Origin of the sequence: Hydrogenophaga sp., from assembly GCF_050250835.1 — a bacterium.
Lineage (GTDB): Bacteria > Pseudomonadota > Gammaproteobacteria > Burkholderiales > Burkholderiaceae_C > Hydrogenophaga.
In genome coordinates this window covers 82,026-108,440 of sequence record NZ_JBFWNX010000011.1, presented here as the reverse complement: position 1 = coordinate 108,440, position 26,415 = coordinate 82,026, and the positions used below count along the sequence as shown (strand labels likewise).

Annotated in this window: 22 protein-coding genes, 1 other RNA gene and 1 pseudogene; 16 read left to right on the top strand and 8 right to left on the bottom strand. The window is 64.3% G+C overall.

Going from position 1 to position 26,415, the window contains the following annotated elements; all coding sequences use genetic code 11:
- Positions 1–2 precede the first annotated feature (2 nt).
- From ssrA to ompA, 5 genes and pseudogenes are all read right to left on the bottom strand, one after another.
- Positions 3–379: a transfer-messenger RNA gene (gene ssrA, locus AB7F11_RS14695) on the bottom strand.
- A 12-nt stretch (positions 380–391) separates the two neighbouring features.
- Entirely contained in the window at positions 392–1,069 is a 678-nt protein-coding gene (gph, locus tag AB7F11_RS14690; protein ID WP_428291679.1) for a phosphoglycolate phosphatase, read from the bottom strand.
- Positions 1,066–1,773, bottom strand: coding sequence for a bifunctional 2-polyprenyl-6-hydroxyphenol methylase/3-demethylubiquinol 3-O-methyltransferase UbiG (gene ubiG / locus AB7F11_RS14685; RefSeq protein ID WP_428291683.1), 708 nt, complete (start codon positions 1,771–1,773; stop codon positions 1,066–1,068). The genes gph and ubiG overlap by 4 nt, the downstream gene beginning before the upstream one ends.
- A 107-nt stretch (positions 1,774–1,880) precedes the next feature.
- A pseudogene (locus AB7F11_RS14680) lies at positions 1,881–2,095 on the bottom strand (group II intron reverse transcriptase/maturase); the annotation flags it as partial.
- A gap of 515 nt (positions 2,096–2,610) precedes the next feature.
- Positions 2,611–3,264: an outer membrane protein OmpA gene (ompA, locus tag AB7F11_RS14675; RefSeq protein ID WP_428291680.1), complete on the bottom strand. Its 654-nt coding sequence runs from the start codon at positions 3,262–3,264 to the stop codon at positions 2,611–2,613.
- Between the two features lie 261 nt (positions 3,265–3,525).
- Here ompA and gyrA point away from each other — a divergent pair, with 261 nt between their 5' ends.
- The 9 genes from gyrA to lapB all read left to right on the top strand — a co-directional run bounded on the left by gyrA (position 3,526) and on the right by lapB (position 15,564).
- On the top strand, positions 3,526–6,165 hold the full coding sequence (gyrA, locus tag AB7F11_RS14670; protein ID WP_428291681.1) for a DNA gyrase subunit A: 2,640 nt from the start codon (positions 3,526–3,528) through the stop codon (positions 6,163–6,165).
- Positions 6,166–6,203: 38 nt separating this feature from the next.
- Positions 6,204–7,271: a 3-phosphoserine/phosphohydroxythreonine transaminase gene (gene serC / locus AB7F11_RS14665; RefSeq protein ID WP_428291684.1), complete on the top strand. Its 1,068-nt coding sequence runs from the start codon at positions 6,204–6,206 to the stop codon at positions 7,269–7,271.
- A gap of 5 nt (positions 7,272–7,276) precedes the next feature.
- Complete coding sequence (pheA, locus tag AB7F11_RS14660; protein WP_428291682.1) at positions 7,277–8,374, top strand: prephenate dehydratase; 1,098 nt, start codon at positions 7,277–7,279, stop codon at positions 8,372–8,374.
- A gap of 414 nt (positions 8,375–8,788) precedes the next feature.
- The gene (locus AB7F11_RS14655) at positions 8,789–9,667 is read left to right on the top strand and encodes a prephenate dehydrogenase (RefSeq protein ID WP_428291766.1); all 879 of its coding nucleotides are present in this window, start codon (positions 8,789–8,791) and stop codon (positions 9,665–9,667) included.
- A gap of 35 nt (positions 9,668–9,702) precedes the next feature.
- Positions 9,703–11,754 carry a bifunctional 3-phosphoshikimate 1-carboxyvinyltransferase/cytidylate kinase gene (locus AB7F11_RS14650; protein WP_428291767.1) on the top strand — a complete coding sequence of 684 codons (2,052 nt, stop codon included), beginning with the start codon at positions 9,703–9,705 and terminating at the stop codon, positions 11,752–11,754.
- Between the two features lie 200 nt (positions 11,755–11,954).
- On the top strand, positions 11,955–13,637 hold the full coding sequence (rpsA, locus tag AB7F11_RS14645) for a 30S ribosomal protein S1 (protein WP_428299956.1): 1,683 nt from the start codon (positions 11,955–11,957) through the stop codon (positions 13,635–13,637).
- 103 nt (positions 13,638–13,740) lie between these two features.
- Complete coding sequence (locus AB7F11_RS14640) at positions 13,741–14,061, top strand: integration host factor subunit beta (protein WP_428290681.1); 321 nt, start codon at positions 13,741–13,743, stop codon at positions 14,059–14,061.
- Positions 14,062–14,120: 59 nt separating this feature from the next.
- Positions 14,121–14,429 carry a LapA family protein gene (locus AB7F11_RS14635; protein ID WP_428290682.1) on the top strand — a complete coding sequence of 103 codons (309 nt, stop codon included), beginning with the start codon at positions 14,121–14,123 and terminating at the stop codon, positions 14,427–14,429.
- Positions 14,419–15,564: a lipopolysaccharide assembly protein LapB gene (gene lapB / locus AB7F11_RS14630; protein WP_428290683.1), complete on the top strand. Its 1,146-nt coding sequence runs from the start codon at positions 14,419–14,421 to the stop codon at positions 15,562–15,564. Before AB7F11_RS14635 ends, lapB begins: the two co-directional genes overlap by 11 nt.
- An 82-nt stretch (positions 15,565–15,646) precedes the next feature.
- Here the strand turns inward: lapB and AB7F11_RS14625 are convergent, their stop codons facing one another.
- Together AB7F11_RS14625 and AB7F11_RS14620 are read right to left on the bottom strand one after the other, a co-directional pair.
- Positions 15,647–19,270, bottom strand: a complete 3,624-nt coding sequence (locus AB7F11_RS14625) for a hydantoinase B/oxoprolinase family protein (RefSeq protein ID WP_428290684.1) — start codon at positions 19,268–19,270, stop codon at positions 15,647–15,649.
- A 5-nt stretch (positions 19,271–19,275) separates the two neighbouring features.
- Positions 19,276–19,815, bottom strand: a complete 540-nt coding sequence (locus tag AB7F11_RS14620) for a winged helix DNA-binding protein (RefSeq protein WP_428290685.1) — start codon at positions 19,813–19,815, stop codon at positions 19,276–19,278.
- Between the two features lie 178 nt (positions 19,816–19,993).
- Here AB7F11_RS14620 and AB7F11_RS14615 point away from each other — a divergent pair, with 178 nt between their 5' ends.
- From AB7F11_RS14615 to crcB, 5 genes are all read left to right on the top strand, one after another.
- Positions 19,994–20,968, top strand: a complete 975-nt coding sequence (locus tag AB7F11_RS14615; protein WP_428290686.1) for a TRAP transporter substrate-binding protein — start codon at positions 19,994–19,996, stop codon at positions 20,966–20,968.
- Complete coding sequence (locus AB7F11_RS14610) at positions 20,969–21,472, top strand: TRAP transporter small permease (RefSeq protein ID WP_428290687.1); 504 nt, start codon at positions 20,969–20,971, stop codon at positions 21,470–21,472.
- On the top strand, positions 21,465–22,760 hold the full coding sequence (locus AB7F11_RS14605; RefSeq protein WP_428290688.1) for a TRAP transporter large permease: 1,296 nt from the start codon (positions 21,465–21,467) through the stop codon (positions 22,758–22,760). The genes AB7F11_RS14610 and AB7F11_RS14605 overlap by 8 nt, the downstream gene beginning before the upstream one ends.
- Before the next feature lie 72 nt (positions 22,761–22,832).
- Positions 22,833–23,828: a recombination-associated protein RdgC gene (locus tag AB7F11_RS14600; RefSeq protein ID WP_428290689.1), complete on the top strand. Its 996-nt coding sequence runs from the start codon at positions 22,833–22,835 to the stop codon at positions 23,826–23,828.
- Between the two features lie 214 nt (positions 23,829–24,042).
- Entirely contained in the window at positions 24,043–24,432 is a 390-nt protein-coding gene (gene crcB, locus AB7F11_RS14595; RefSeq protein WP_428290690.1) for a fluoride efflux transporter CrcB, read from the top strand.
- Here crcB and AB7F11_RS14590 read toward each other — a convergent pair.
- The gene (locus AB7F11_RS14590) at positions 24,429–24,818 is read right to left on the bottom strand and encodes a VOC family protein (RefSeq protein WP_428290691.1); all 390 of its coding nucleotides are present in this window, start codon (positions 24,816–24,818) and stop codon (positions 24,429–24,431) included. The genes crcB and AB7F11_RS14590 overlap by 4 nt on opposite strands.
- Before the next feature lie 492 nt (positions 24,819–25,310).
- Here AB7F11_RS14590 and AB7F11_RS14585 point away from each other — a divergent pair, with 492 nt between their 5' ends.
- Together AB7F11_RS14585 and AB7F11_RS14580 are read left to right on the top strand one after the other, a co-directional pair.
- Positions 25,311–25,787 carry a hypothetical protein gene (locus tag AB7F11_RS14585; protein WP_428290692.1) on the top strand — a complete coding sequence of 159 codons (477 nt, stop codon included), beginning with the start codon at positions 25,311–25,313 and terminating at the stop codon, positions 25,785–25,787.
- Between the two features lie 144 nt (positions 25,788–25,931).
- Entirely contained in the window at positions 25,932–26,396 is a 465-nt protein-coding gene (locus AB7F11_RS14580; protein ID WP_428290693.1) for a (2Fe-2S)-binding protein, read from the top strand.
- Positions 26,397–26,415 lie beyond the last annotated feature (19 nt).

Sequence of the window (26,415 nt, the reverse complement as noted above, 5' to 3'; positions counted from 1 at the left end):
AATGGTGGAGCTGGGGGGATTTGAACCCCCGTCCGCAAGCCTTCTTCGAGCAGTTCTACATGTGTAGCCGTCTGTTTTGAGTCTCGCCGCCCGAGTCGCGCAGTGGCACGCTAAACGGGAAGCCAGCATCCTTGAGTCTCACTCTGCGTCAAGGTGCCCGACGCAAAGCCAGCCGATGTAAATATCCTCGCAGCCGGGAGGTCTTGCGACCCCCTTGCCCAGCCCATCGGCCTGCTGTTGCGAGGCTCACCGGTATTTAAGCGGCGAGTGCGAAACGTTCGTCGTTTGCAGTTGGTTTTTTTCTGCGGATTTACGAGGTGACAGAACCTCGACATGCCCTGCTGCGCGTCCGAACCCACGTCGAAACCGGTGCAGCCCCAAGCAGGCAAGTTTAAGGCACTTCCAGCAAATTCAAGAGCTCCAGCGGCGAAGATACTTCGGCACTGGCTCCCCAGGCCGCCACATTCGCCCCTGCGCCCAGGTAGCCGTACCGCGCCGCCACGGTTCGCATGCCGGCCGCTTGCCCGGCCCGTATGTCGCGCTCGTCGTCTCCGACGTAAATACACTCGATCGGCGACACAGACATCCGCCTCGCGGCTTCCAGCAGAGGTGCCGGATGCGGCTTGGAATGGGGAGTCGTGTCGCCGCTGATGATGACCGATGCCGCTGCGAACAGGGGCATCGCCTTGGTGATCGGCCCTGTGAAGCGCTCCGACTTGTTGGTGACCACGCCCCACGGCATGCCTCGGGCCTGAAGCAAACCCAGCATCTCATGTACTTGGTCAAAGGGCCTGGTGCGCTCCAGCAGGCACTGCGAATAGGCAATGAAAAACTCGTCCTTCAATGCAGCATAGTCGGCGTGTTCCGGCGTCATGCCGAATGCGGCGTACAGCATGCCTCGGGCGCCCGAACCCGCCAGAGGCCGGTAGCGATCCAGCGGCAACGAGGACATGCCACGAGTCAATCGCATGCCATCAGCCGCTGCGCCAAGATCCGGAGCGCTGTCGATCAGGGTGCCGTCGAGATCAAACAGCACCGCGCGAACACCTCGGAAAAAATGCTCCGTCATTGACGGCGCGTGGCCAACAGGTAGTTCACGCTGGTGTCACCACTCAGCCAGTAGCGCCGCGTCAGTGGGTTGTATTCCATGCCTCGGGTCTGCAATAGCTCCAGGCCGGCAGCGCGGCAATGTCCCGCCATTTCGCTGGGACGAATGAACTTGGCGAACTCATGTGTGCCTTTGGGCAACAGCTGCAGGACGTATTCCGCGCCAAGAATCGCAAACAGAAAGGACTTGGGATTGCGGTTGATCGTGGAGAAGAAGACCCAGCCGCCCGGTTTGACGAGCGCTGAGCAAGCTTTGACCACCGAAGACGGATCGGGCACGTGCTCCAGCATCTCCATGCAGGTGACTACATCGAATTCCCCAGGGCGCTCCAAGGCCAATGCTTCGGCACTGATCTCCTCATAGCGCACGTTGGCGGTCGCTGCCTCCAGGGCATGCAACTGCGCCACCCGCAGAGCCTTCGAGGAAAGGTCTATGCCCAGCACGCTGGCCCCCTTGCGAGCCATCGAATCCGACAGAATGCCACCGCCACAACCGATGTCCACCACCGTCTTGCCGGCCAACGGCACCAGTCCTTCGATCCAGCCCAGCCGCAATGGGTTGATCTGATGCAGCGGTCGGAACTCGCTTTCAGGATCCCACCAGCGATGGGCAAGGTCCGAGAACTTGGCCAGTTCGGCGGGATCTGCATTGATGTTTGGATTCATGAACGGATTATCGTCAGCAATCGGCATAGGGGGCCTCCATCCCAGGAGGCGCCCCTGCCACACCACCCGGCATGCGAGTCCGCACCGGGCGGTTCGAGAGTTTGAGGTCAGGAGAGTCGGGGTACGCCCAATCGGTCGAAGTGCGCAATGGTCAGCACGCTGTTGAGCAGCTTCGCACTGTTGCGCCACCAGCGCCGGCCATTGACCGCCACATGCTTGGCGACGTCGTGCGTGGCCCCCAACGCCTTGAGCTCGCGGTAGATGGTGCTCCCCGCTTCCAGTGCTTGAGCTGGATGGCGCGCAGTCGGTGGCCAACTCGTTTGCAGCAAGGCGGCCGTCTGCTCGATGTCGAGCCCGTCCACCCCCGCTGCACGCTTGTTGGCCCTCGCGCGCTTCCACGCCGCTTGCAGATTCTCTCTTGTCAGCGCCGCCTCCAGCAGGGTGCCAGCCCCCGCCTTCGACCTTGCCGACCCTGTGCCCTGGTGTTCACGCGGCGGGCCGCAGGCTTCGTCGCTGGCAGGATCGCGCACGGCTTCACCGTGCGCTGCGCTTGCCCGCCCGGATCGCTCCGGCATCTGACGCATGGCCTTTGACATCCGCGTGTCCTCGGTCACTCGCTCTCGTTCGGTCCTTCGCGCTTTCGCTCTTGCCTCATCAGCTTGCAGCTTCGCTCCACGCTTCCTCCCCACACTCGGTCACCCTCATGGAGTTGCGCTTCGCTTCGTTCATCGTGACCAACTTACGGCGGGACTTGCACCCGCAAGAGTGCGCCCGTGCCGGGCGCACCAAGAAAAAACCGCGCCTAAGCGCGGTTTTCAGGGTCGAAGCTGAACAGGATCAGTTCTTGCGGGTACCGACCACTTCCACTTCCACGCGGCGGTTCTTGGCGCGGCCTTCGCGGGTGGCGTTGTCGGCCACCGGCTGGGTCAGGCCCTTGCCTTCGGTGTAGATGCGGTTGCTTTCAATGCCCTTGCTCACCAGATAGGCCTTGACGGCTTCGGCACGGCGGTTGGACAGAGCCTGGTTATAACCAGCGGCACCGGTGGAGTCGGTGTGACCCACGGCGATCACCACTTCCAGGGCGATGCCGGAGACCTTGCCAGCCAGATCGTCCAGCTTGGCCTTGCCTTCGGGCTTGAGCACGGCCTTGTCAAAATCGAAGAATGCGTCGGCAGCGTAGGTCACCTTGGAGGCAACAGGCGCCGGTGCGGGTGCGGGAGCCGGTGCAGGAGCAGGCGCAGCGGCAGGTGCGGGCGCCGGTGCGGCGGCAGGTGCCGGGGCCGGTGCAGCCATGGGAACGATCGCGCCGTCGCAGCCCTTGGCGGCGGTGGCAGGCGTCCAGCTGGCATCGCGCCAGCAAAGTTCATTGGTACCGTTTTTCCAGACCAGCTCGCTGGTGCCGTTGCGCCAGTTGTCGATGGTTTGAGCGCCGGCGGCGGTTGCCATGGCGGCGGTTGCAAACAGCATTGCCACTTTGTTGAGTTTTTTCATGGTTTTCCTCTATATAAGCCGCAGACAGACTGCGTAACAAGAACGACGCTTGTAGTGACCACCACTAAAAACGCTGGAATTTATTGTGCCACAAGCGCCGATACCCCAACCGGGACGCCCACTGCGGCTCTGTAGGACGAACTCCCCTGTTGCATCATCCGTTGTCGTGACACAACAAAATGTCAGGCCAGGCCAGTGCACACGCGCACCTTAAAATCATGAGTTGCCTTTCGGCCCACTCCCGCACTCAAGCCACCGCAAATGACCCAGTTCGCCAAAGAGACCCTGCCCATCAGTCTTGAAGAGGAGATGCGGCGCAGCTACCTCGACTATGCGATGAGTGTGATTGTGGGTCGGGCTTTGCCCGACGCTCGCGACGGCCTCAAGCCGGTACATCGTCGCGTGCTGTATGCAATGCACGAGCTCAACAACGACTGGAACCGGCCGTACAAGAAGTCGGCCCGTATCGTGGGCGATGTCATCGGTAAATACCACCCGCATGGCGACAGCGCGGTGTACGACACCATCGTGCGCATGGCACAGGATTTTTCTCTGCGCCACATGCTGGTGGACGGGCAAGGCAATTTCGGTTCGGTCGACGGTGACAACGCTGCCGCGATGCGCTACACCGAAATCCGTCTGTCGAAAATTTCGCACGAGATGCTGGCCGACATCGACAAGGAAACCGTCAATTTCGGTCCCAACTACGACGGCTCGGAGAAAGAGCCGCTCGTGCTGCCATCGCGCCTGCCGAACCTGCTGGTGAACGGGTCTGCCGGCATTGCAGTGGGCATGGCCACCAACATCCCGCCGCACAACCTCAACGAGGTGGTCGATGCCTGCCTGCACCTTCTGAAAAGCCCACAGGCGTCCATCGACGAGCTGATGGAGATCATTCCGGCACCCGACTTTCCCACGGCGGGCATCATCTACGGCATCAACGGCGTGAAGGACGGGTATCGCACCGGACGGGGCCGCGTCGTCATGCGGGCCAAATGCCATTTCGAAGACATTGATCGTGGTCAGCGCCAGGCCATCATCGTCGACGAACTCCCCTACCAGGTGAACAAAAAGACGCTGCAGGAGCGCATCGCCGAACTGGTTCACGAGAAGAAGATCGAGGGCATTAGCCACATACAGGATGAGTCCGACAAGTCGGGCATGCGCCTGGTGATCGAGCTCAAGCGCGGTGAAGTGCCTGAAGTGGTGCTCAACAACCTGTACAAGCAGACGCAGTTGCAGGACACCTTCGGCATCAACATGGTGGCGCTGGTCGACGGTCAGCCCAGGCTGTGCAACCTGAAGGACCTGATCCAGGTTTTCCTCGAGCACCGCCGTGAAGTGGTCACGCGCCGCACGGTGTTCAACCTGCGCAAGGCGCGCGAGCGCGGTCACGTACTGGAGGGCCTGGCCGTGGCCCTGGCCAACATCGACGAATTCATCCGCATCATCCGCGAATCGCCAACCCCACCGGTGGCCAAGGCCGAGCTGATGGCGCGCCCCTGGGACAGCCAGCTGGTGCGCGAAATGCTGACTCGAACGCGCTCCGACGGCGGCGTGATCAACGCCGATGACTACCGTCCTGAAGGCCTGGAGCGGGAATTCGGCATGGGGGGCGACGGTCTGTACCGGCTCTCCGAAACCCAGGCGCAGGAAATCCTGCAGATGCGCTTGCAGCGCCTGACCGGTCTGGAGCAGGACAAGATCGTCGCGGAGTACAAGGAAGTCATGGGTGAGATCGACGACCTGCTCGACATCCTGTCCAAGCCCGAGCGAGTGTCCACCATCATTGGTGACGAACTCACCGTGGTGAAGCAAGAGTTCGGGCAGACCAAGCTGGGCGCGCGCCGCAGCGAGATCGAGCACAACGCGCAAGACCTGGCCACCGAAGATCTCATCACTCCCACCGACATGGTGGTCACGCTCAGCCACAGTGGCTACATCAAGAGCCAGCCGCTCTCGGAGTACCGCGCCCAGAAACGCGGTGGGCGCGGCAAACAGGCCACGGCCACCAAGGAAGATGACTGGATCGACCAGCTCTTCATTGCCAACACGCACGACTACATCCTGTGCTTCTCCAACCGCGGCCGCCTGTATTGGCTCAAGGTGTGGGAGGTGCCCGCAGGTTCGCGCGGTTCGCGCGGCCGTCCCATCGTCAACATGTTCCCTCTGCAGGAGGGCGAGAAGATCAACGTGGTGTTGCCGCTCACGGGCGAGATGCGCAGCTTCCCCTCGGACCGATATGTGTTCATGGCGACCTCGATGGGCACCGTCAAGAAGACCGCGCTGGACGAGTTCAGCAACCCGCGCAAGGCCGGCATCATTGCCGTGGACCTCGACGAGGGCGATTTTCTGATCGGCGCGGCGCTCACGGACGGGCAGCACGACGTGATGCTGTTCAGCGATGGCGGAAAGGCGGTTCGTTTCGACGAGAACGACGTACGCCCCATGGGTCGCAACGCACGTGGCGTTCGCGGCATGCTGATAGAGGACACACAGAGCGTGATCGCCATGCTGGTGGCCGAGGACGAGCAGCAGAGCGTGCTCACCGCCACCGTCAACGGCTTCGGCAAGCGCACGCCCATCACCGAGTACACCCGTCACGGCCGGGGCACCAAGGGCATGATTGCGATTCAGCAAAGCGAGCGCAACGGCAAGGTGGTGGCCGCCACCCTTGTCCATGCCGACGACGAGATCATGCTGATCACCGACAAAGGTGTGCTGGTGCGCACGCGCGTCTCCGAGATCCGCGAGATGGGCAGGGCCACGCAGGGCGTGACGCTGATTGCGCTGGACGAGGGCTCGGAGCTCTCGGGCCTGCAGCGCATCGTGGAGAACGACGCCAACGTGCCGGATGCAGGGGAAGCCGGCGAGCTCGAAGAGCCGGGCAGCGAGCCGTGACACCTCGGCCCTACAACTTTTCCGCCGGGCCGGCGGCCATGCCAGCCGAAGTGCTGCAACAAGCCGCCAGCGAAATGCTCGACTGGCAAGGTTGCGGCATGAGCGTCATGGAGATGAGTCACCGAGGACAAGAGTTCGGCAGAATTCTCGAAGCCGCGGAAGCCGATCTGCGGGAGCTGCTGGCGGTACCAGCAAACTTTCGCATCCTGTTCATGCAGGGTGGCGGACTGGCCGAGAACGCTATCGTGCCCATGAATCTCTCGCGCGGCCAGGCGGTGGACTTCGTGGTCACCGGCAGTTGGAGCCAGAAGTCCCTTAAGGAAGCCCGCCGGTACGCGCAGACGCAAGTGGCGGCCAGCAACGAAGCCGATGGTCACACCCGCCTGCCCGCTCCTGCCACCTGGCGGCTCAACGCAGGGGCGAGCTACGTTCACCTTTGCACCAACGAGACCATCAACGGTATCGAGGTGCACGACCTGCCCGATCTGAAGGCGCTCGGCTCCAACGCCCCGCTGGTGATCGACTTTTCGTCGCACGTGGCTTCGCGCCCTGTGGACTGGTCACGCGTGGGTCTGGCGTTTGGCGGTGCTCAGAAGAACCTTGGGCCGGCAGGCCTCACGCTGGTCGTGGTGCGTGAAGACTTGCTGGGCCATGCGCTGCCCATCTGTCCAAGCGCCTTCGACTACAAGACGGTGGCCGACAACCGCTCGATGTACAACACGCCGCCGACGTATGCGATCTACATGGCTGGCCTCACTTTCCAGTGGCTCAAGCAACAGACCGAAGGGGATCGCATCGGTGTGGCGGCGATGGAGGCGCGCAATGTGGCGAAGGCTGCACTGCTCTATGACTACATCGACGGCTCGCAGTTCTACGAAAACAAAGTCGCGCGCGACTGCCGCTCGCGCATGAACGTACCTTTCTTCCTGCGCGACGAGTCGCGCAACGAAGCATTTCTCTCTGGCGCCAAGGCCGCTGGACTCCTGCAGCTCAAGGGTCATAAGTCGGTGGGTGGCATGCGCGCCAGCCTCTACAACGCCATGCCACTGGAAGGTGTCCAGGCGCTGGTAGGCTACATGCGACAGTTCGAAAAAACACAGGCCTGACCACGATGACCCAGCCCACCCAGTCCGATGCCCTGGCCGGCCTGCGCGTGCAGATCGACGCGCTGGACCAGCAACTGCTTTCCTTGCTGAATCAGCGCGCGCACGTGGCAGAGCAGGTCGGCGAGATCAAGCGCCAGGAAGGTTCGCCGTTCTTTCGTCCCGACCGAGTGGCCCAGGTCATCGAGAAGATCCAGGGTGCCAATCAGGGGCCGCTGCTCAATCAGCACGTGGCCTCCATCTGGCGCGAGATCATGTCGGCGTGCCTGGCGCTGGAAGCACCGCAACGCGTGGCCGTGCTCGGTCCGCAGGGCACTTTCTGCGAACAGGCGGCTATTGAATTCTTTGGCAGCGCGGCCAACCTGATCTACTGCGCCAACTTTGACGAGGTCTTCCACGCCACCGCCGCGGGCACGGCCCAGTTTGGCGTGGTGGGCATGGAAAATTCCACCGAAGGCGTGGTTGCCCGCTCACTGGACCTGTTCCTGCGCTCGCCGGTGCATGTGGTCGGCGAGGTCAGCCTGCTGATCCGCCACAACCTGCTGCGCCAAATCAATGAGCTCGACGGCATCGAGGTGGTGATGGCGCATCCCCAGGCACTCGCGCAGTGCCAGAACTGGCTCTCGCAGCACCTGCCCAACGCAGAGCGACGCGCCGTTTCCAGCAACGCCGAGGGCGCTCGGCTCGCGGCCACCAACCCGGCCTGGGCCGGCCTGGCCAGCGAGCGAGCGGCCGCCCAGTTCGGCCTGCACATCGTTGCGCATGCCATACAGGACGAAGCCTACAACCGCACCCGCTTCGCGGTGATCAGCCTGCCCCAGACGCTGGCCATGCCACCGGCCTCGGGCCGCGATTGCACCAGCCTGGTGGTCTCTGTGCCCAACCGGCCTGGCGCGGTGCACGACCTGCTCGTGCCGCTGAAGAACAATGGCGTGTCCATGACGCGCTTCGAATCGCGCCCGGCCAAGTCCGGGCAGTGGGAGTACTACTTCTACATCGACATCGCCGGCCACCCGTCGCAACCGCACGTCGCTGCCGCTCTACAAGAGCTACAGGGGCTGTGTGCTTTCTACAAGGTGCTGGGCGCGTACCCGGTGACGGAATGACCCCCACGCTTGTCACTTCGTGTACCGCGCTGCCCCCCGAGGGGGCTCTCGTGCCTTGGGGCGGCCCTGCGGCACTCATGACCCCCACGCTCGTCACTTCGTGTACCGCGCTGCCCCCCGAGGGGGCTCTCGTGCCTTGGGGCGGCCCTGCGGCACTCATGAACCCCACGCTCGTCACTTCGTGTACCGCGCTGCCCTCCGAGGGGGCTCTCGTGCCTTGGGGCGGCCCTGCGGCACTCATGACCCCCACGCTCGTCACTTCGTGTACTGCGCTGCCCCCCGAGGGGGCTCTCGTGCCTTGGGGCGGCCCTGCGGCACTCATGACCCCCACGCTCGTCACTTCGTGTACTGCGCTGCCCCCCGAGGGGGCTCTCGTGCCTTGGGGCGGCCCTGCGGCACTCATGCTGGAAGCTTATGTTTGAACAATTGGGATTGATCGGCTGCGGCATGATGGGTGGCTCCTTCGCGCTGGCCCTCAAGCGCGCCGGGCTCGTGAAGCGTGTGGTGGGCTACAGCAAGTCTCCATCCACCACCGAGCGAGCGCGCCAGCTCGGCGTGATCGACGTCGAGGCACCTTCCGCCCTGCTTGCGGTATCGGGTGCCGATCTGGTGCTGCTGGCGGTCCCGGTGGCCGCCACGGAAGCCACCTTCAAGGCCATTCGCCACCTGGTGCGTGGCGACGTGCTGATCATGGATGTGGGCTCCACCAAACGCGAAGTGATCGACGCCGCACGCCGTGTGTTGCGCGACCAGGTCGGCGTATTCGTGCCGGCACACCCGATCGCGGGCAAGGAGGTGGCCGGTGTGGAACACGCTGACGCCGACCTGTATCACGGCCGCCAGGTGATTCTCACGCCGATCGAGCGCACCCTGCCCAGGCAGCTGGAGAAAGCCCAACAGCTCTGGACCGCCATGGGTTGCCAGGTCAAGCAGATGACGCCCGAAGCGCATGACGCGGCATACGCCGCCGTGAGCCACCTGCCGCACCTGGTGGCCTTTGCGCTCATGAACGCCATACAGGGCCAGGCGTCAGGCCAGGACTTCCTCACGCTGGCTGGCCCCGGCTTCCGCGATTTCACACGCATCGCTGCCAGTGAGCCTGCCGTGTGGCGCGACATCCTCATGTCCAACCGCGAAGAGCTGCTGGCGCAGTCGCGGCATTTCCAGCGTGCCCTGCATGCGCTGGAAACCGCCATCAACGCCGACAACCCCGACGCCCTCGAAGCCCTGATCGAGCAGGCCAGCAGCGCCCGCGCGCGCTGGCGCATGACCGCCATCAAGCCCCGAAGCTGAGCGTCGCCTTTGGCGCCGGCCGCATTTCCTCGCGCATGTACTCCATCGCTCATCTCGACATTCCGCCGCTGCGCAGCGCGGGCGGGCGCGTGCGCTTGCCGGGCTCCAAAAGCATTTCAAACCGCGTGCTGCTGCTGGCTGCATTGAGCACGGGCCACACCGACGTGCTGGACCTGCTCGACTCGGACGACACCCGAGTGATGCTCAAGGCCCTGGCCCAGCTGGGCTGCCGAATGGAGTCCTCCCCTGGCGGGGCGCTCCGCGTTCATGGGCTCGGTGGGCATCTTCCCGTGCGCGAGGCCAGCCTGTTCCTGGGCAACGCTGGCACGGCGATGCGACCGCTGACGGCCTCGCTCGCACTGCTGGCCGCGCGCCATGGCGGCACTTTCGATCTCAGCGGCATCGCCCGCATGCACGAGCGTCCCATCGGCGACCTGGTCGACGCGCTGCGCCAGCTGGGCTGCCCGGTGCAATGCCTGGCCCAGGAGGGCTACCCGCCCTTGCGGCTTGGCGACGGGAAAGCGCATGCCCTGGCGCTGGACCAGGCCATCCGCGTGCGCGGTGATGTGTCCAGCCAGTTCCTCACCGCGCTGCTGCTCGCCCTGCCGCTGGTGGCGCAGGAGGCGAACGTGGTCATCGAAGTGGTGGGCGAACTCATTTCGCGCCCCTACATCGAGATCACGCTGAACCTGCTGGAACGCTTCGGCGTGAACGTACAACGCGATGGCTGGCAGCGCTTCACCATTCCTGCCGGCAGCCGCTATCAATCACCGGGGCAGATCGCCGTGGAAGGCGATGCTTCCTCGGCCAGCTACTTCATTGCCCTGGGCGCGATTGCGCCGGCCACTCCAGGTACCGACGGCATCACCATCGAAGGCGTGGGCCTGTCTTCCATCCAGGGCGACATCCGATTCGTGGAGGCCGCACGGCAGATGGGCGCCGATGTCTCGGGCGAAGCCAACCGGCTGCACATCCGGCGTGGCGCCTGGCCACTCAAGGCCATCGACCTGGACTGCAACCACATCCCCGACGCGGCCATGACGCTGGCCGTGATGGCGCTGTATGCCGAGGGCACGACCACGCTGCGCAACATTGCCAGCTGGCGCGTGAAGGAGACCGATCGCATCGCCGCCATGGCCAACGAGTGCCGCAAGCTCGGTGCCTCGGTGGAGGAAGGCGCGGACTTCATCCGGATCACCCCGCCGGCCGGCCCCACCCACTGGCGCACGCAAGCCATCCACACCTACGACGACCACCGGGTGGCCATGTGCTTCTCGCTGGCCACTTTCAACCCCGCCGGTCTGCCCATCCGCATCGAAGACCCCAAGTGCGTGGGCAAGACCTTTCCCGACTACTTCGAGACCCTGTTCGAGGTCAGCCAGGCAGAAACACGGCACATCCCGGTGATCTGCGTGGATGGGCCCACCGCCTCAGGCAAGGGCACGCTGTCGGCCGAAGTCGCAGATCGCCTGGGATACCACTTGCTGGACTCTGGCGTGCTGTATCGCCTGGTGGGCCTGGCGGCCGCCAAGGCCGGCCTGTCCACCGCCGATGACGCCCTCAAGGACGCGAACCTGGCGCGGCGCCTGGGCGAACTGGCCGCAGGCTTGAATGTGCGTTTCGAGAGCCAGCGCACCTTGCTGGACGGACAGGACGTGACCGACGCCGTGCGCTCAGAAGCCGCGGGCATGGCCGCTTCGCGCGTTTCCGCTGTTCAAGCCGTGCGCGACGCTCTGCTGGGCTTGCAGCACGGCTTTCGGCGCCTGCCCGGGCTGGTGGCCGACGGGCGCGACATGGGCACGGTGATCTTTCCCGACGCGCCGCTGAAGGTGTTTCTCACCGCTTCGGCCGAGCAGCGTGCCGAGCGACGCCATAAGCAGTTGATTTCAAAGGGAATTGCTGCTAACATCCACGGTCTTTTGGCGGACCTGAAGGCGCGCGATCAGCGGGATTCTTCCCGACTGCACGCACCCTTGAAGCCCGCCGAAGACGCCTTGCAACTGGACAATTCCGGGCTGGACATCGAGGAATCGGTGCAGCAGGTCTTGAGTTGGTGGCAGGGCAGGACGGTGTTCTCAGGAAACTGAGCGCACCTGATCGTTGGCCAGTTTCTTGGCAGATGGCCCAAATGGCACCGCCGGGTTTTCCCAGCCCGCATGCCAGATGGTTCTTTCACTCAACCCCGCGGCGTTTCACGCCGCAATGTCAACGCCGCCCATCCGTCGCATCCGTTCCAGCCGCACCCCTGTGGTTGTTGCACCGACGCTGAGTGGTCATAGGAAATTCAATGTCTGAATCTTTTGCCGCCCTGTTCGAAGAGTCCCTGAAACGCGCCGAGATGCGCTCGGGCGAAGTCATCACCGCTGAAGTGGTTCGCATCGAGCACAGCCACGTGGTGGTCAACGCCGGCCTGAAGTCGGAGGCCTATGTGCCGCTCGCCGAATTCAAGAACGACCAGGGTGAACTCGAAGTGCAGGTGGGCGACTTCGTGGCGGTTGCCATCGACTCCGTGGAAAACGGCTTCGGCGACACGCTGCTCTCGCGCGACAAGGCCAAGCGCCTCGCCTCCTGGATGTCCCTGGAGAAAGCCCTCGAGTCTGGCGAATTCGTCACCGGCACCACCTCCAGCAAGGTCAAGGGCGGCCTCAAGGTCATGGTCAACGGCATCAGCGCCTTCCTGCCGGGCTCGCTGGTCGACAGCCGCCCCACCAAGGACCTCACGCCCTACGAAAACAAGACCCTGGAATTCAAGGTCATCAAGCTCGACCGCAAGCGCAACAACGTGGTGCTGAGCCGCCGCGCCGTGGTGGAAGCCTCCATGGGCGAAGAGCGCGCCAAGCTGATGGACACCCTGAAGGAAGGCGCCATCGTGCACGGCGTGGTCAAGAACATCACCGAATACGGTGCGTTCGTGGACCTCGGCGGCATCGACGGCCTGCTGCACATCACCGACATGGCATGGCGCCGCGTGCGCCACCCGAGCGAAGTGGTCACGGCCGGTCAGGAAATCACTGCCAAGATCCTCAAGTTCGACACCGAGAAGCACCGCGTCTCGCTGGGCCTCAAGCAGATGGGCGACGACCCCTGGATGGGCGTTTCGCGCCGCTACCCGCAAGGCACCCGCATGTTCGGCAAGATCACCAACATCGCCGACTACGGCGCATTCGTGGAACTCGAGCCTGGCATCGAAGGCCTGGTGCACGTCTCTGAAATGGACTGGACCAACAAGAACGTGGCGCCCTCCAAGCTGGTGTCGCTGGGCGACGAAGTCGAAGTCATGGTGCTCGACATCGACGAAGACAAGCGCCGCATCTCGCTGGGCATGAAGCAGTGCCGCGCCAACCCATGGCACGAGTTTGCAGAGGCCACCAAGCGTGGTGACCGCGTCAAGGGTCCGATCAAGTCGATCACCGACTTTGGCGTGTTCGTGGGTCTGGCCGCCGGCATCGACGGTCTGGTGCACCTGTCCGACCTGTCCTGGAACGAAACCGGCGAAGCCGCCGTTCGCAACTACAAGAAAGGCCAGGAAGTCGAAGCGATCGTGCTGGCCATCGACGTGGAGCGCGAGCGCATTTCCCTGGGCATCAAGCAACTCGACGGCGACCCGTTCACCACCTTTGTGTCGGTGAATGACAAGGGCTCCATCGTGACCGGCAAGGTCAAGACCGTCGATGCCAAGGGCGCCGAAATCGACCTGGGTGAAGAGGTTCTGGGTTACCTGCGCGCCAGCGAAATCAGCCGCGACCGCGTGGAAGACGCTCGCAACGTGCTGAAGGAAGGCGACGAAGTCACTGCCGTGGTGGTGAACATCGACCGCAAGACCCGCAACATCCAGTTGTCGATCAAGGCCAAGGACGCTGCCGACCAGCAGGAAGCCATGGCCAGCCTGAGCCAGCAATCCTCGCGCGAGAACGCTGGCACCACCAGCCTGGGCGCCCTGCTGCGCGCCAAGCTGGACAACAACGGCTGATCTGATCGGTCTCGATGGGACGCCTGGCGACAGGCGTCGAGCGGATCCCTCCGCTTGACGCCTGCTCGCCAGGTGCCCGAGGCCCACACGCTGAACCTCTGACATGACCCGCTCCGACCTCGTTGAAGCCCTTGCCAGCCGCTTCGGCCAACTGACGCACCGCGACGCCGAGTTCGCCGTCAAGGCCATCCTGGACGCCATGGGCGATGCCCTGGTCAAAGGACACCGGATCGAGATCCGGGGTTTTGGCAGCTTCTCGGTCAATCGCCGCTCTCCCCGCATCGGGCGCAACCCGCGCTCGGGCGAAAGCGTGATGATTCCAGAGAAGCGCGTGCCTCATTTCAAACCGGGCAAAGCCTTGCGCGAACAAGTGGATGCCAAGACGGCCGAGATCCTCGGGCGCAAACCCGCCCAACCCGAGTGATGCGAACGGTCGAACAGACGACCTGATCGCTACAATCGCCCCACCACAAAGGGGACGATTTGAAATACCTGATGTGGCTGCTCAACGCAGCCATTTTTTTTGTGCTGTTCGCCTTCGCCCTGAACAACCAGGAGAGCGTGACGCTGCACCTGTTCTTCGGCGCCAGCTGGCAGGCTCCTCTGGTGCTGGTGATTCTGGTCGCTCTGGTGGCCGGGGTTTTCCTGGGCGTGGCGGTGATGCTGCCGCTGTGGCTGCGCGCCAAGAAGGCCCGACGCCAGGCCGCGACCAACTCCGTGTTGGCCAGTACGGCTTTTGACGCCGACTCCACCCTGCTTCCCGACCCGAACGACCGCCGGCATGGACTTTGATTTCACGTGGCTGCTCTGGGGCCTTCCACTGGCTTTTGCCATGGGCTGGGCCGCGTCCCGACTGGACCTGCGCCAATGGCGCATGGAAAGCCGTCAGGCCCCCAAGGCTTACTTTCGCGGTCTGAACCACCTGCTCAACGAGCAGCAGGATCAGGCGATCGACGCCTTCATCGAGGCGGTGCAAGGCGACCCCGACACCGCCGAGCTGCACTTTGCGTTGGGCAACCTGTTTCGCCGACGTGGCGACTACGACCGCGCGGTACGGGTACACGAGCACCTGCTCTCGCGCGCCGACCTCAGCCGCAAGGATCGAGACCGCGCGCAACACGCGCTGGCGCTGGACTTCCTCAAGGCCGGCCTGCTCGATCGCGCAGAAGCCTCGCTGCACAAGCTGGAGGGTTCGACCTTTGAAGGCGAAGCACTGCTGGCGCTGCTGGGCATCTACGAACGGTCACGCGACTGGCCGCGCGCCAAGGAGATCGCGCAAAAGCTCGAGGATGCCGAGCAAGGCAGCTTCTCTGGCCGGTTGGCGCACTACCTGTGCGAAGAGGCCGAACTGGCCCAGCGAGGCGGCGATCAGGGCAAGGCCATCGGCCTGCTGGAGGAAGCGGTGCAGCGAGCACCCCAGCTCGCGCGCGGCTGGATGGCACTCTCTGCCCAGAAGGCCATCGCAGGCGACGCGCAAGGCGCCTTCGAGGCCCTGCGAAAGTTGCATCAGCATGCTCCACAAGGCATGCCGCTGGCCGCCGGCGCCCTGGCCGAACTCGCCCGACAGACCGGGCGACAGGCCGAAGCGGTCGGGCTCTTGCAGCAGGCCCAGGCGCGCGCACCTTCGATCGACCTCACCGAGGCCCTGGCCAGCCTGAGCGAAGGGCCCACCGAGGTGCGCGCGCATTTCCTGGAACACCTGGAGCGCGAGCCCTCGCTGGTCATCACGGCGCAATGGCTGGCAGGCGAAACGCTCTCTGATGCCAAAGCCCAGGAACGTGTGAAGCTCTCGCTGGAACAGGCCAGCGCTCCCCTGCGCCGCTACCGCTGCGCCGCCTGCGGTTTCGAAGCCCGCCAGCACTTCTGGCAATGCCCGGGCTGCCAGGCCTGGGACAGCTACCCGGCCCGCCGGGTGGAAGAACTCTGACGCCCCCGCGCCGCGACCGGGGGCAACACCTGCGGCCTGGCGGAGCCAGTTTCGCGGCGCTCTGGCAAAGGCGCTTCGCTTGCTACGCTTTTCCGTAGCCCCCGCCACCGGGCGTGTGGATTTCAAAGATGTCGCCTGGCTTCATGTCGGCCTGTCCGATGTGGGCCAGTTCCTCGACAGCGCCGCTGGTTCGCACCACGCGGTTGATGCCGACCTGACCGGCCTCGCCACCGGCCATGCCGAATGCGCCATGCAGGCGGCCGTTGGACAGGATGCTGGCGGTCATGTTTTCGAGAAATCGAACGCGGCGAACGCCGCCATCGCCACCATGCCACCGGCCCGCTCCGCCGGAGCCGTGCCGGATCTCGTAGCTTTCCAGGCGCACCGGGAAACGAAACTCCAGCACCTCGGGGTCGGTCAGGCGCGAATTGGTCATGTGGGTCTGCACCACGCTCGTGCCGTCGAATCCCTCCCCCGCACCGCTGCCCCCTGAAATCGTCTCGTAGTACTGGTGGGCGGCATTGCCGAAGGTGAAGTTGTTCATGGTGCACTGGCTCGCGGCCATCACACCGAGCGCGCCATACAGCGCATTGGTGATGCAACTGGAGGTCTCGACGTTGCCAGCCACCACCGAGGCCGGTGGGTTCGGATTGAGCATGGAGCCTGGCGGAATGATGACCTTGAGCGGCTTGAGGCAACCTGCGTTGAGCGGAATGTCGTCATTGACCAGCGTGCGGAACACGTAGAGCACCGCGGCCATGCACACCGCCGTGGGCGCATTGAAGTTGTTGAGCTGCTGGGCCGAGGTGCCGGTGAAGTCGATCTCGGCGCTGCGCTGCGCGGTGTCCACACGCACCGCCACCTGGATCTGCGCGCCGTTGTCCAGCGGCAATGTGTACCGGCCGTCCTTCAGATGCGTGATGACGCGACGCACGGATTCCTCGGCGTTGTCCTGCACGTGGCGCATGTAGGCCTGCACCACGTCCAGCCCGAACTGCTCGACCATCTTGCGAAGTTCCTGCACGCCCTTCTCGTTCGCGGCAATCTGAGCCTTGAGATCAGCCATGTTCTGCTGGGGATTCCGCGAAGGGTACTCACCACTCTGCAGCAGCGCCACCATCTCGTTCTCGCGCAGCACGCCACGATCGACCAGCTTCACGTTGTTGATCTGCACGCCCTCTTCCTCGATGCGCGTGGAGAACGGCGGCATGGAGCCCGGCGTGGCGCCGCCGATGTCGGCATGGTGGCCCCGGCTGCCGACGTAGAACAACGGCTTGTCCTGCCCGGCCGAACCGAGGTAGACCGGCGTGATCACCGTCACGTCTGGCAGGTGCGTGCCGCCGTGGTATGGGTCATTGAGCACGTACACGTCGCCGGGCTGCATGCGCCCGGCGTTCTCGCGGATCACGGTCTTGATGCTCTCGCCCATGGAGCCCAGGTGAACTGGCATGTGCGGCGCATTGGCAATCAGGTTGCCTTCGGCATCGAACAGCGCACAGGAGAAATCGAGCCGCTCTTTGATGTTGACCGAGTAAGCGGTGTTCTGCAGTTGCAGGCCCATCTGCTCGGCGATGTTCATGAACAGGTTGTTGAACACCTCCAGCAAAACGGGGTCCACGGTGGTGCCTACCGCGTAGGCGGTGTTGCGCGGGATGCGCCGGTCGAGCACCAGGTGATCGAGCGCGGTAAGCACCGCTTCCCAGCCTGGCTCCACCACCGTGGTGGCGTTCTTCTCGGCAATGATGGCCGGGCCGGGAATCATGTCGCCGGGCCGCAAGTCTTCGCGCACCACCAGCGCGGCGTCGAACCACTGGCCACCCGAATACATGCGCACCGTCTCGCGCCTGGGCACGTCGCGGGGCTCGTGGGTCTCGTGGCGCGGCTCGTGTGGTGCATCGCCCGCCACCACCGCCTCCACCGACACGGCCTCCACCACGAGCCGCTTGCCTTGCATGAGGAACGCAAAGCGCTGGCGATAGGCCGCCTCGAAGCCCGTCTGGATCGTCGCGAGATCACCGAAGGGCACGACCAGCGCCGAGTCGCTGCCCTCGTAGCGCACATGCACACGGTGGTGCACCGTGACCGCGCCGGCATTGACCTGTTGTCGCTCCAGTTCGCCCTGGGCCGTGTTTGCCAGCGATTGCAGCGCGTCCGAGATCGGTCGCAACGAGGCGGCCGCCAGCGGCAACTCCACCGCCTGCTCACGAATCACGTTCTGATCGGCCAGGCCCATGCCATAGGCGCTGAGCACGCCGGCCAATGGGTGCACCAGCACACGCGTCATGCCCAGCGCATCCGCCACCAGGCAAGCATGCTGACCGCCTGCGCCGCCAAAGCACTGCAAGGTGTAGCGCGTCACGTCGTAACCCCGTGCCACCGAAATTTTCTTGATCGCATTGGCCATTTGCTGAACCGCGATGTTGATGAAGCCTTCGGCCACTTCCTCGGGCTGGCGACCGGTCCTCCGCGCCAGTTCACCAAACTTCATCTGCACCGCTTCCAGACTGAGCGACTCGTTGGCCTGAGGACCAAACACCTTGGGGAAATGGCGCGGCTGGATCTTGCCGGTCATCACGTTCGCATCGGTCACGGCCAACGGGCCTCCACGCCGGTAGCTGGCGGGCCCGGGGTTGGCGCCCGCACTTTCGGGACCTACGCGAAAGCGCGCGCCGTCGAACGAAAGAATGGAGCCCCCACCGGCGGCCACGGTGTGGATACTCATCATGGGGGCGCGCATTCGAACACCCGCCACCTGTGTCTCGAACTCGCGCTCGAACTCGCCCGCGTAGTGCGACACGTCGGTGGACGTGCCGCCCATGTCGAAGCCAATCACCTTGACCGCACCGCCTCTGGCGGCCGGACCGTCGGCAAACGCCAGTTGCGCCGTGCGCGCCATGCCGACAATGCCACCGGCCGGGCCGGAAAGAATCGCGTCCTTGCCCTGAAAGGCGTGCGCATCGGTCAGGCCGCCGGAGGATTGCATGAAGAACAGCTTGACGCCCGGCATCTCACCGGCCACCTGTTCCACGTAGCGGCGCAGGATGGGCGAAAGGTAAGCATCGACCACCGTGGTGTCGCCCCGGCTGACGAACTTCATCATGGGGCTGGTTTCATGCGACGTGCTCACCTGCGTAAAACCTGCCTCGCGCGCGATGCGGGCTGCGGCAGCCTCGTGCGCGGTGAAACGGTAACCATGCATGAAGACGATGGCCACACTGCGCAGGCCGCGTGCGTGCGCCGCCTGAAGATCGGCCTGCAATGCGGATTCGTCCAGCGGCAGCAGCAGGTCGCCCTGCGCGCCGACCCTCTCCTGCGCTTCGATCACGTCGCTGTACAGCAGTTCGGGCAGCACGATGCGCCTGTCAAACAGCCGCGGCCGGTTCTGGTAGGCGATGCGCAAGGCATCGCGGAACCCTGGCGTGGTCACCAGCAGCGTGGGCTCGCCCTTGCGTTCGAGCAGCGCGTTGGTGGCCACGGTGGTGCCCATCTTCACGCACTCCACCTGCCCGGGCGTCACCGGCTCGCCGACCTTGAGGCCCAGCAGGTGGCGGATGCCCGCCACCGCCGCGTCGCGGTACTGCTCCGGGTTTTCGGAGAGCAGCTTGTGGGTGGCGATAGAGCCGTCCGGGCGCTTGGCCACGATGTCGGTGAAGGTGCCTCCACGGTCGATCCAGAATTGCCAGCGCGGTTGTTTTGTCGGGCTCATGGGTTTCACAGGGATGCGGCCGAGCGGGCGGCCTGGTCGTAGATGCCTGAAAGCACACGCAGCAACCGGGCGAGCTGCCCGATGTCATGGTTGAGCGCGTCATCGGCCTTGAGTGCGTCGATCAGGCAACTCTCGCGGATTTCGCGGTAGCGGGTGACGTACCCCTTGCCGATCTCGGTGGAGGCGTAGGTCACCTCTTTGCCGTTCTTGCTGGACTCCACCACACCCAGGCCCTGCAACTTCTTGAGCGAATAGTTGATGAGGTGGGTGTCTTCGACATTCATGATGAAGGCAATGTCGGCCAACCGCTTGTTGCGTGCCCGGTGCGTGACGTGGTGCAGCACCAGCACGTCGAGCGCCGTGAGGTCTTTGAGACCGGCAGCGCTCATGCAGTGGATCACCCAGCGATGGAATGCGTTGCCAGCCACGATGAGCCCGAACTCGAACTCGCTCATCTCGGCGCTGTGAGGCGACACCAGATGTGCGGAGGACACGATGGGCGGCTGCGCCGTGGTTGGCTTGGCGCTTGCTTTGGAACGGGCCATGGCAAAAAGATCTGCGTCGTTTCGGTGCACGGCAGTTTAGATGTTATGCCGACGATTTACCAACAATTTGTTGACATCAAGGGAAAATACCGATCACACTTCGCCCACTCGCCGATAGAGTCTCGCGTGCCGCCAACCGCAGCACGATCCGTGTTCACACCCACCTGGAGCCCTCCCCATGAAACGTCGCCTGTTCAGCCTTTCCGTGGCCACCGCGGCCGCAGCCTTGAGCTTTTCCGCCCATGCCCAGACCAAATGGGATCTGCCGGCCGCCTACCCGGCCACCAACTTCCATTCGGTCAATCTCGCCACCTTCGCAGCCGATGTGAACAAGGCCACGGGCGGCAAGCTGCAGATCACGGTGCATCCGGGTGCCTCGCTGTTCAAGGCGCCCGAGATCAAGCGTGCGGTGCAGGGTGGCCAGGCGCAGGCGGGCGAAATCCTGCTCGCGGCTTACCAGAACGAATGGCAGATGTTTGGCGCCGATGGCCTGCCGTTCCTGGCCACCAGCTACGACCAGTCGATGAAGCTCTACAAGGCCCAGAAGCCGATTCTCGAAAAGAAGCTCGCCGAGCAAGGCATGCAGTTGCTCTACACCGTGGCGTGGCCACCGCAGGGCATCTACAGCAAGAAGCCAGTCAACAGCGCGGCCGACCTCAAAGGCAGCAAGTGGCGCGCCTACAGCCCGGCCACCTCGCGCATCGCCGAACTGGTGGGCGCGCAGCCCGTCACCGTGCAGGCCGCCGAACTCTCGCAGGCCCTGGCCACTGGTGTGGTCGAAGCCAACATGACCTCGGGCGCTACCGGCGTGGACAGCAAGCTCTACGAGCACCTGAAGTACTACTACGACGTGCAGGCCTGGTTGCCCAAGAACGCCGTGATCGTGAACAAGAAGGCCTTCGACGCACTCGACAAACCCACGCAGGACGCGCTGCTCAAGGCCGCCGCCGAAGCCGAAACACGTGGCTGGGCAGCTTCGCAGAAGGTCAATACCGACACGCTGGCGATCCTCAAGACCAATGGCATGTCGGTGGAGCCGCCTTCGGCCGCACTCAAGGCCGACATGCAGAAGGTCGGTGAAACCATGGTCAAGGAGTGGCTGGACAAGGCCGGTGCGGAAGGCCAGGCCATGCTCGACGCGTACAGGAAGTAAATGCGCCGATCCCTCGACGCGCTCTACACCGGCGCGGCCTGGCTGGCCGCGCTCTTCATGATCGGCGTGCTGGTCATGGTGCTGCTGTCCATGCTGGGCCGAATGTTTCAGTTCTACGTTCCGGGTACCGACGCCTACGCCGGCTATGCCATGGCCGGCGCGGGTTTCCTGGCACTGGCGCACACCCTCAAGAGCGGCGAGCACATCCGCGTCACCCTGATCATCGGCAAGCTCACGGGCAGCGCTCGGCGCGGGCTGGAGTTGTGGTCACTGTCGGTGGCCGTGGTGCTGTCCGCACTGCTGGCGGTGTATGCCTGGCGCCTGGCCTGGCAATCTCATGCCTACCATGACATTTCCACCGCCGCCGATGCCACGCCACTCTGGATTCCGCAGATCCTCATGGGCCTTGGCACCACGGTGCTGCTGATCGCGTTCCTGGACGAATGGTTGCTGGAGTTCCAGCGCAAGCGCTCTCACGGGAGTGTGGAGACGCGCCATGAATGAAATGATCGTCACCAGCCTGCTGATCGTTTCACTGTTTCTTCTGCTCGGCAGCGGCGTGTGGATCGGGCTCACGCTCGCGGGCGTGGCGTGGATCGGCATGGAGGTGTTTTCCTCGCGACCGGCCGGCGATGCCATGGCCATCACCATCTGGGGCTCGGCGAGCAGCTGGACGCTCACCGCCCTGCCCCTTTTCGTCTGGATGGGCGAAATCCTGTTCCGCACCAAGCTCTCGGAGAGCATGTTTCGCGGCCTGGCGCCTTGGGTGAACGCCCTGCCCGGCCGGCTGCTGCACACCAACATCCTGGGCAGCACCATCTTCGCCGCAGTGTCGGGCTCGTCGGCTGCCACCTGCGCCACCATCGGCAAGATGAGCATCCCGGAGCTCACGAAACGCGGCTACCCGCCCGACAAGATCGTGGGTTCTCTCGGCGGCGCCAGCACGCTGGGCCTGTTAATCCCGCCCTCGATCATCATGATCGTGTACGGCGTGGCGGCTGAGGTGTCGATCGCCAAACTCTTCGTGGCCGGTGTGCTCCCGGGGTTGATGCTGGCCGCGCTCTTCAGCGGCTACCTGATGATCTGGGCCTTGCTCCATCCGGACAAGGTGCCATTGAGCGACACACGCATGAGTTTCACGGAGAAGCTCCGGGAATCGCGCCACCTCATCCCGGTGATCCTGCTCATTGGCGGCGTCATTGGCACCATCTACGCCGGCATCGCCACGGCCACCGAAGCCGCCGCCGTGGGCGTGGTGGGCGCGCTCATCCTCTCGGCCGCGCAGGGCTCGCTGAACTGGGTCACCTTCCGCGACTCTTTGCTCGGCGCCACGCGCCTCTATTGCATGATCGCGCTCATCCTGGCTGGCGCGGCCTTCCTCACCCTGTCCATGGGTTACATCGGGTTGCCGCGCCACCTGGCCGAATTCGTCACCAGCCTGGGGCTCTCGCCCGGCGTGCTGCTGCTCGCGCTGGCGCTGTTCTACATCGTGCTGGGGTGTTTCCTCGACGGCATCTCCATGATCGTGCTGACCATGGGCGTGATCCTGCCCACCGTCACTGCCGCCGGCATCGACCTCATCTGGTTCGGCGTCTTCGTGGTGATCGTGGTGGAGATGGCCCAGATCACGCCGCCTGTGGGCTTCAACCTCTTCGTGCTGCAGGGCATGACCAAGCGTGAGATCACCTGGATCGCTCGCGTCTGCATGCCCTACTTCCTACTCATGGTGGCGGCCGTGATGATGCTCTGGTGGTTCCCGCAGATCGTGACCTGGCTTCCATCACGCATGTAGCGTCTCCCATCCTCTAAGATGCCAACCCTGCCCCGAACCCGGGTGCAGGGTTTGTTTTTCTGAAAGTTCCCCGTGTTCAAGAATGTGACGATCTACCGCATCGCGCCCGGCTGGGCCGCCACGCTGGAAGAGATGGAGACCGCGCTCGACGCAGCGCGTTTCGTGCCCTGCGGCGCCACGCAGGACAAATCGGTCGGCTGGGTCGAGCCGCGCGGCGAGGCCCATGGTCCGCTCGTGGAATCGGTGGTCGGGCAGCGCATCCTCAAGCTGCTGATCGAGACCAAGGGCGTGCCCGGTTCCGTGGTGCGAAAGAAGGCGCAGGAAGCCGCCGACCACATCGAGGCCACCACCGGCCGCAAGCCGGGCAAGAAGGAAACCAAGGCACTTCGCGAAGATGCCTTGCTGGCCCTGCTGCCGCAGGCCTTCGAACGCCAGTCGTCTGCCTGGGTGTGGATCGACGTGGACAACGGCTGGCTTGTCACCGACGCGAGCAGCCAGGGCAAGCTCGACGAGGTGGTCACTGCGCTGGTGCGCGCCTTCGACGGCCTGGCCATCACCCTGCTGCAAACCGCCGTGACACCGCAGACCGCCATGACCCAATGGCTCTCCGCGACCACACCTGACGATTGGCCGGGCGGCTTCGCCGTGGAGCGCGAATGCGAACTCAAGTCCGCCGATGAAGAAAAGTCGGCGGTGAAATTCACCCGTCACAACCTTGCCACTGATGAGGTTCGCAAGCACATCACCGAAGGCAAGTTGCCCACGCGCCTGGCGATGAGCTGGGAAGGCCGCGTCGGCTTCATGCTCACCGAATCCTTGCAGCTCAAGAAGATCGCCTTTCTCGAAGGGGTGTTCGATGACCGGGGCGGTGAAGACGAGAACGGCTTCGATGCCGACGTGGCGCTGTCCACCGGCGAACTGCAAAAGTTGCTGCCCGAGCTGATGGACGCGCTGGGTGGCGAGATGGCCTTTGGTGCTGCGGCCCAGGGGGAAGAAGCTGCTCCGGCGCCCCTCGTAGAACGGGAAGTCGTCACGGCCGACACGGACGACGAGGGCCCACCTTTCTGAACACCCAACCCGTTCGGGCTGAGCCGGTCGAAGCCCCTCCAGACAACCTCGCGAGCCCTTCGACAAGCTCAGGGCGAACGGGGGTGAATTTGCCAGGCCCTGGGCGAACGGGGGTGCATTCGCCCGGCCCTGGGCAAACGGGGGAGCCTTCGACAAGCTCAGGACGAACGGGGGAGCATTTGCCAGGCCCTGGGCGAATGGGGGAGCATTTGCCATGAACACATCGTTCAGCGTCATTGCCATTTCTCTGGGCTCGGTGCTCGGCGCGCTGGCCCGGTGGCGCCTGAGTCTTTGGCTCAACCACGGTGCGGCGGCACTCCCATGGGGCACGCTGGCGGCCAACTGGATCGGTGCCTACCTGATCGGCGTGGCCGTGGTGTTCTTCCAGGGTCAGACACAGATCGACCCGGCGTGGCGCCTGGCCATCATCACCGGTTTCCTGGGCGCGCTCACCACCTTCTCCACCTTTTCAGTGGAGGTCGTGGCCATGTTGCAGCACGGCCGGGTGCTGCTCGCGGCAGGCACGGCGGCCCTGCACCTGTTCGGTTCGCTTCTGCTGACCTGGCTGGGCATGCGCACAGCCGCGCTGTGGTTCACGCCCTAGTTGCCTGGCGTGATGTCCTCGTGCAGGCACAGGTAGTTGCCTTCCGGGTCCTTGAACCAGGCGGCCTTCTCCGAACCGAGCACGCACACGTGGTTGACGGTCTTGAAGTCCGGGAAATCGTAGTCCTCGAACACCACGCCGGCCCGCTTCAATTCGCCAATGGCCACCACGATGTCGGCGACCTGGAAGCTGATCGCGGTGTGGTCGGCCTTGGTGCCTTCGGGCTTCGGAAAGAGCGCCAGGGTGCTGCCGCCCACTTGGTAGACAAACTTGCCATCCGGTCGCGCACCGCCGGGGACCAGCCCGAGGCGCCCTTCGTAGAACCCTCGTGCCCGCTCCATGTCGATGACCGGGAGCATGGTGGTAACCGCAGCATTGGCCAGCATATGCAGTCCTTTCTTCGCGCAGTTGCACTGGCTTCGAAGGAGCCGCCTGAGGCTCGATAGGCCAGCGGTTCAGTATAGGACGGGCAGCGCCGGCGATCCAGTGCCGCCCTGGCCAATGGCGTACAACGCCCGCAGCGCGGCGACGCGCGGGCTCGCACCTCCACGGAACGCAGTTCAGCCTCGAAGAAAGCGGCCGAACGCCGCAGCTTCGTACCCACCTCTCGTTCGGCGCCGCGCGCCGGCACCTGAATGGAGTTCCCCTCGACCCGTTCCAGCGCCCGGGGATTTCAATATCCTCCACGGCCACCGGGAAGTTACCCACCAGCGATGGAAGGATCGCCTCTGCAGCAGCGTCCACCGGGAGAGGCTCCAGGGGCGATGCAGTGTCTGGCCCGTGGGCGGCAGGTTGCCCATGCGCTTTGCACGCACAATGCCCCCAGCCGAAAGCGCCCACTGAAAACTTTGTGGAGCTGGCCTGCTCCAACGCCCGACATGCTCAAGTTCCTGCTCTCCACCGCCCTGCTCCTCCTCGCCAGCGCCGCCACTGCCCAATCGTTGTGGCGCGACGTGCCGGCGGGCGCGTCACCTGCGGAAGTGGCGGCATTGATTCCGGAAGCCCGCCCCGTCTCGCGCGGCCCGGTGCTGCTGGAAATCTCACAGCACGAACTCCTGGACGCGGCGTTTTCCGTGGCATTCGAGTTCGAGCAGAACAAGTTGAAGGCCATCACGCTGCGCTCGCAGACGGCCAGCGCCGACGCAGCTCGCGTCCTGGCCCAGCGAATCACCAGCTCGCTGCGCTCGCGCTATGGGCTGGAGATCAGCACCAAGAGCCGGCAGGACGACGTGATCCCCGGCATCGACCGCAAGTGGTCATACCGAAAGGCCAGCGTACATCTGCAGGTGGTCGAGGGCAGTGTGGTCCGCCTGCGCTACCAGGCCGAGATCACCCGCAGCACCAGCCAGATCTGAGCCGAGCTGAGCTGAGGGCGCGGCGACCAAGTCTCAATTTGAGAATGATTGGTGGCGGCCGGGGGATTTCAGGGTTAACCCGCAAACCGGGCTCTGGCCTGCGTGCTCAACTTGTCTCGCCCCCACCCAAAAAAGGAGACAAGCATGCAGGTTCAACTCAAGGTCAACGGCCAGGCCGTGACCGTCGAAGCCGCGCCCCACACACTGCTGGTGCAGACACTTCGCGAACAGCTCAAGCTCACCGGCACCCATGTCGGCTGCGACACCGCCCAGTGCGGCGCATGCACCGTGATGGTAGACGGCCGGGCCGTCAAATCGTGCAACGTGCTGCTGGCCCAGGTGGCCGGCACCGAAGTCACCACCATCGAAGGACTGGCAAGTGCCGACGGCACCATGCACCCGATGCAGAACGCGTTCAAGGAGTGCCACGGGCTGCAGTGCGGCTTCTGCACGCCGGGGATGGTCATGAGCTCGGTGAGCCTGTGCAGGTCCAACCCTGGCGCGAGTGCGACCGAGATCCGCGAACTTCTCGAAGGCAACCTGTGCCGCTGCACCGGATACCAGAACATCGTCAAGGCCGTGCAGCAAGGTGCTGCCGCCATGAAGTGAGCCACCCCCGCCGCGCTTC

Bases quoted from the DNA above. Each gene is read 5' to 3' on its own strand.
- serC (WP_428291684.1), top strand. From the start codon at position 6,204: ATGCCAGCCGAAGTGCTGCAACAAGCCGCCAGCGAAATGCTCGACTGG.
- AB7F11_RS14620 (WP_428290685.1), bottom strand. From the start codon at position 19,815: ATGGCCCGTTCCAAAGCAAGCGCCAAGCCAACCACGGCGCAGCCGCCC.
- gyrA (WP_428291681.1), top strand. From the start codon at position 3,526: ATGACCCAGTTCGCCAAAGAGACCCTGCCCATCAGTCTTGAAGAGGAG.
- AB7F11_RS14615 (WP_428290686.1), top strand. From the start codon at position 19,994: ATGAAACGTCGCCTGTTCAGCCTTTCCGTGGCCACCGCGGCCGCAGCC.
- AB7F11_RS14640 (WP_428290681.1), top strand. From the start codon at position 13,741: ATGACCCGCTCCGACCTCGTTGAAGCCCTTGCCAGCCGCTTCGGCCAA.
- pheA (WP_428291682.1), top strand. From the start codon at position 7,277: ATGACCCAGCCCACCCAGTCCGATGCCCTGGCCGGCCTGCGCGTGCAG.
- AB7F11_RS14580 (WP_428290693.1), top strand. From the start codon at position 25,932: ATGCAGGTTCAACTCAAGGTCAACGGCCAGGCCGTGACCGTCGAAGCC.
- ompA (WP_428291680.1), bottom strand. From the start codon at position 3,264: ATGAAAAAACTCAACAAAGTGGCAATGCTGTTTGCAACCGCCGCCATG.
- AB7F11_RS14590 (WP_428290691.1), bottom strand. From the start codon at position 24,818: ATGCTGGCCAATGCTGCGGTTACCACCATGCTCCCGGTCATCGACATG.
- AB7F11_RS14605 (WP_428290688.1), top strand. From the start codon at position 21,465: ATGAATGAAATGATCGTCACCAGCCTGCTGATCGTTTCACTGTTTCTT.
- AB7F11_RS14655 (WP_428291766.1), top strand. From the start codon at position 8,789: ATGTTTGAACAATTGGGATTGATCGGCTGCGGCATGATGGGTGGCTCC.
- rpsA (WP_428299956.1), top strand. From the start codon at position 11,955: ATGTCTGAATCTTTTGCCGCCCTGTTCGAAGAGTCCCTGAAACGCGCC.
- AB7F11_RS14650 (WP_428291767.1), top strand. From the start codon at position 9,703: ATGTACTCCATCGCTCATCTCGACATTCCGCCGCTGCGCAGCGCGGGC.
- AB7F11_RS14610 (WP_428290687.1), top strand. From the start codon at position 20,969: ATGCGCCGATCCCTCGACGCGCTCTACACCGGCGCGGCCTGGCTGGCC.
- lapB (WP_428290683.1), top strand. From the start codon at position 14,419: ATGGACTTTGATTTCACGTGGCTGCTCTGGGGCCTTCCACTGGCTTTT.
- crcB (WP_428290690.1), top strand. From the start codon at position 24,043: ATGAACACATCGTTCAGCGTCATTGCCATTTCTCTGGGCTCGGTGCTC.
- AB7F11_RS14585 (WP_428290692.1), top strand. From the start codon at position 25,311: ATGCTCAAGTTCCTGCTCTCCACCGCCCTGCTCCTCCTCGCCAGCGCC.
- AB7F11_RS14625 (WP_428290684.1), bottom strand. From the start codon at position 19,270: ATGAGCCCGACAAAACAACCGCGCTGGCAATTCTGGATCGACCGTGGA.
- gph (WP_428291679.1), bottom strand. From the start codon at position 1,069: ATGACGGAGCATTTTTTCCGAGGTGTTCGCGCGGTGCTGTTTGATCTC.
- ubiG (WP_428291683.1), bottom strand. From the start codon at position 1,773: ATGAATCCAAACATCAATGCAGATCCCGCCGAACTGGCCAAGTTCTCG.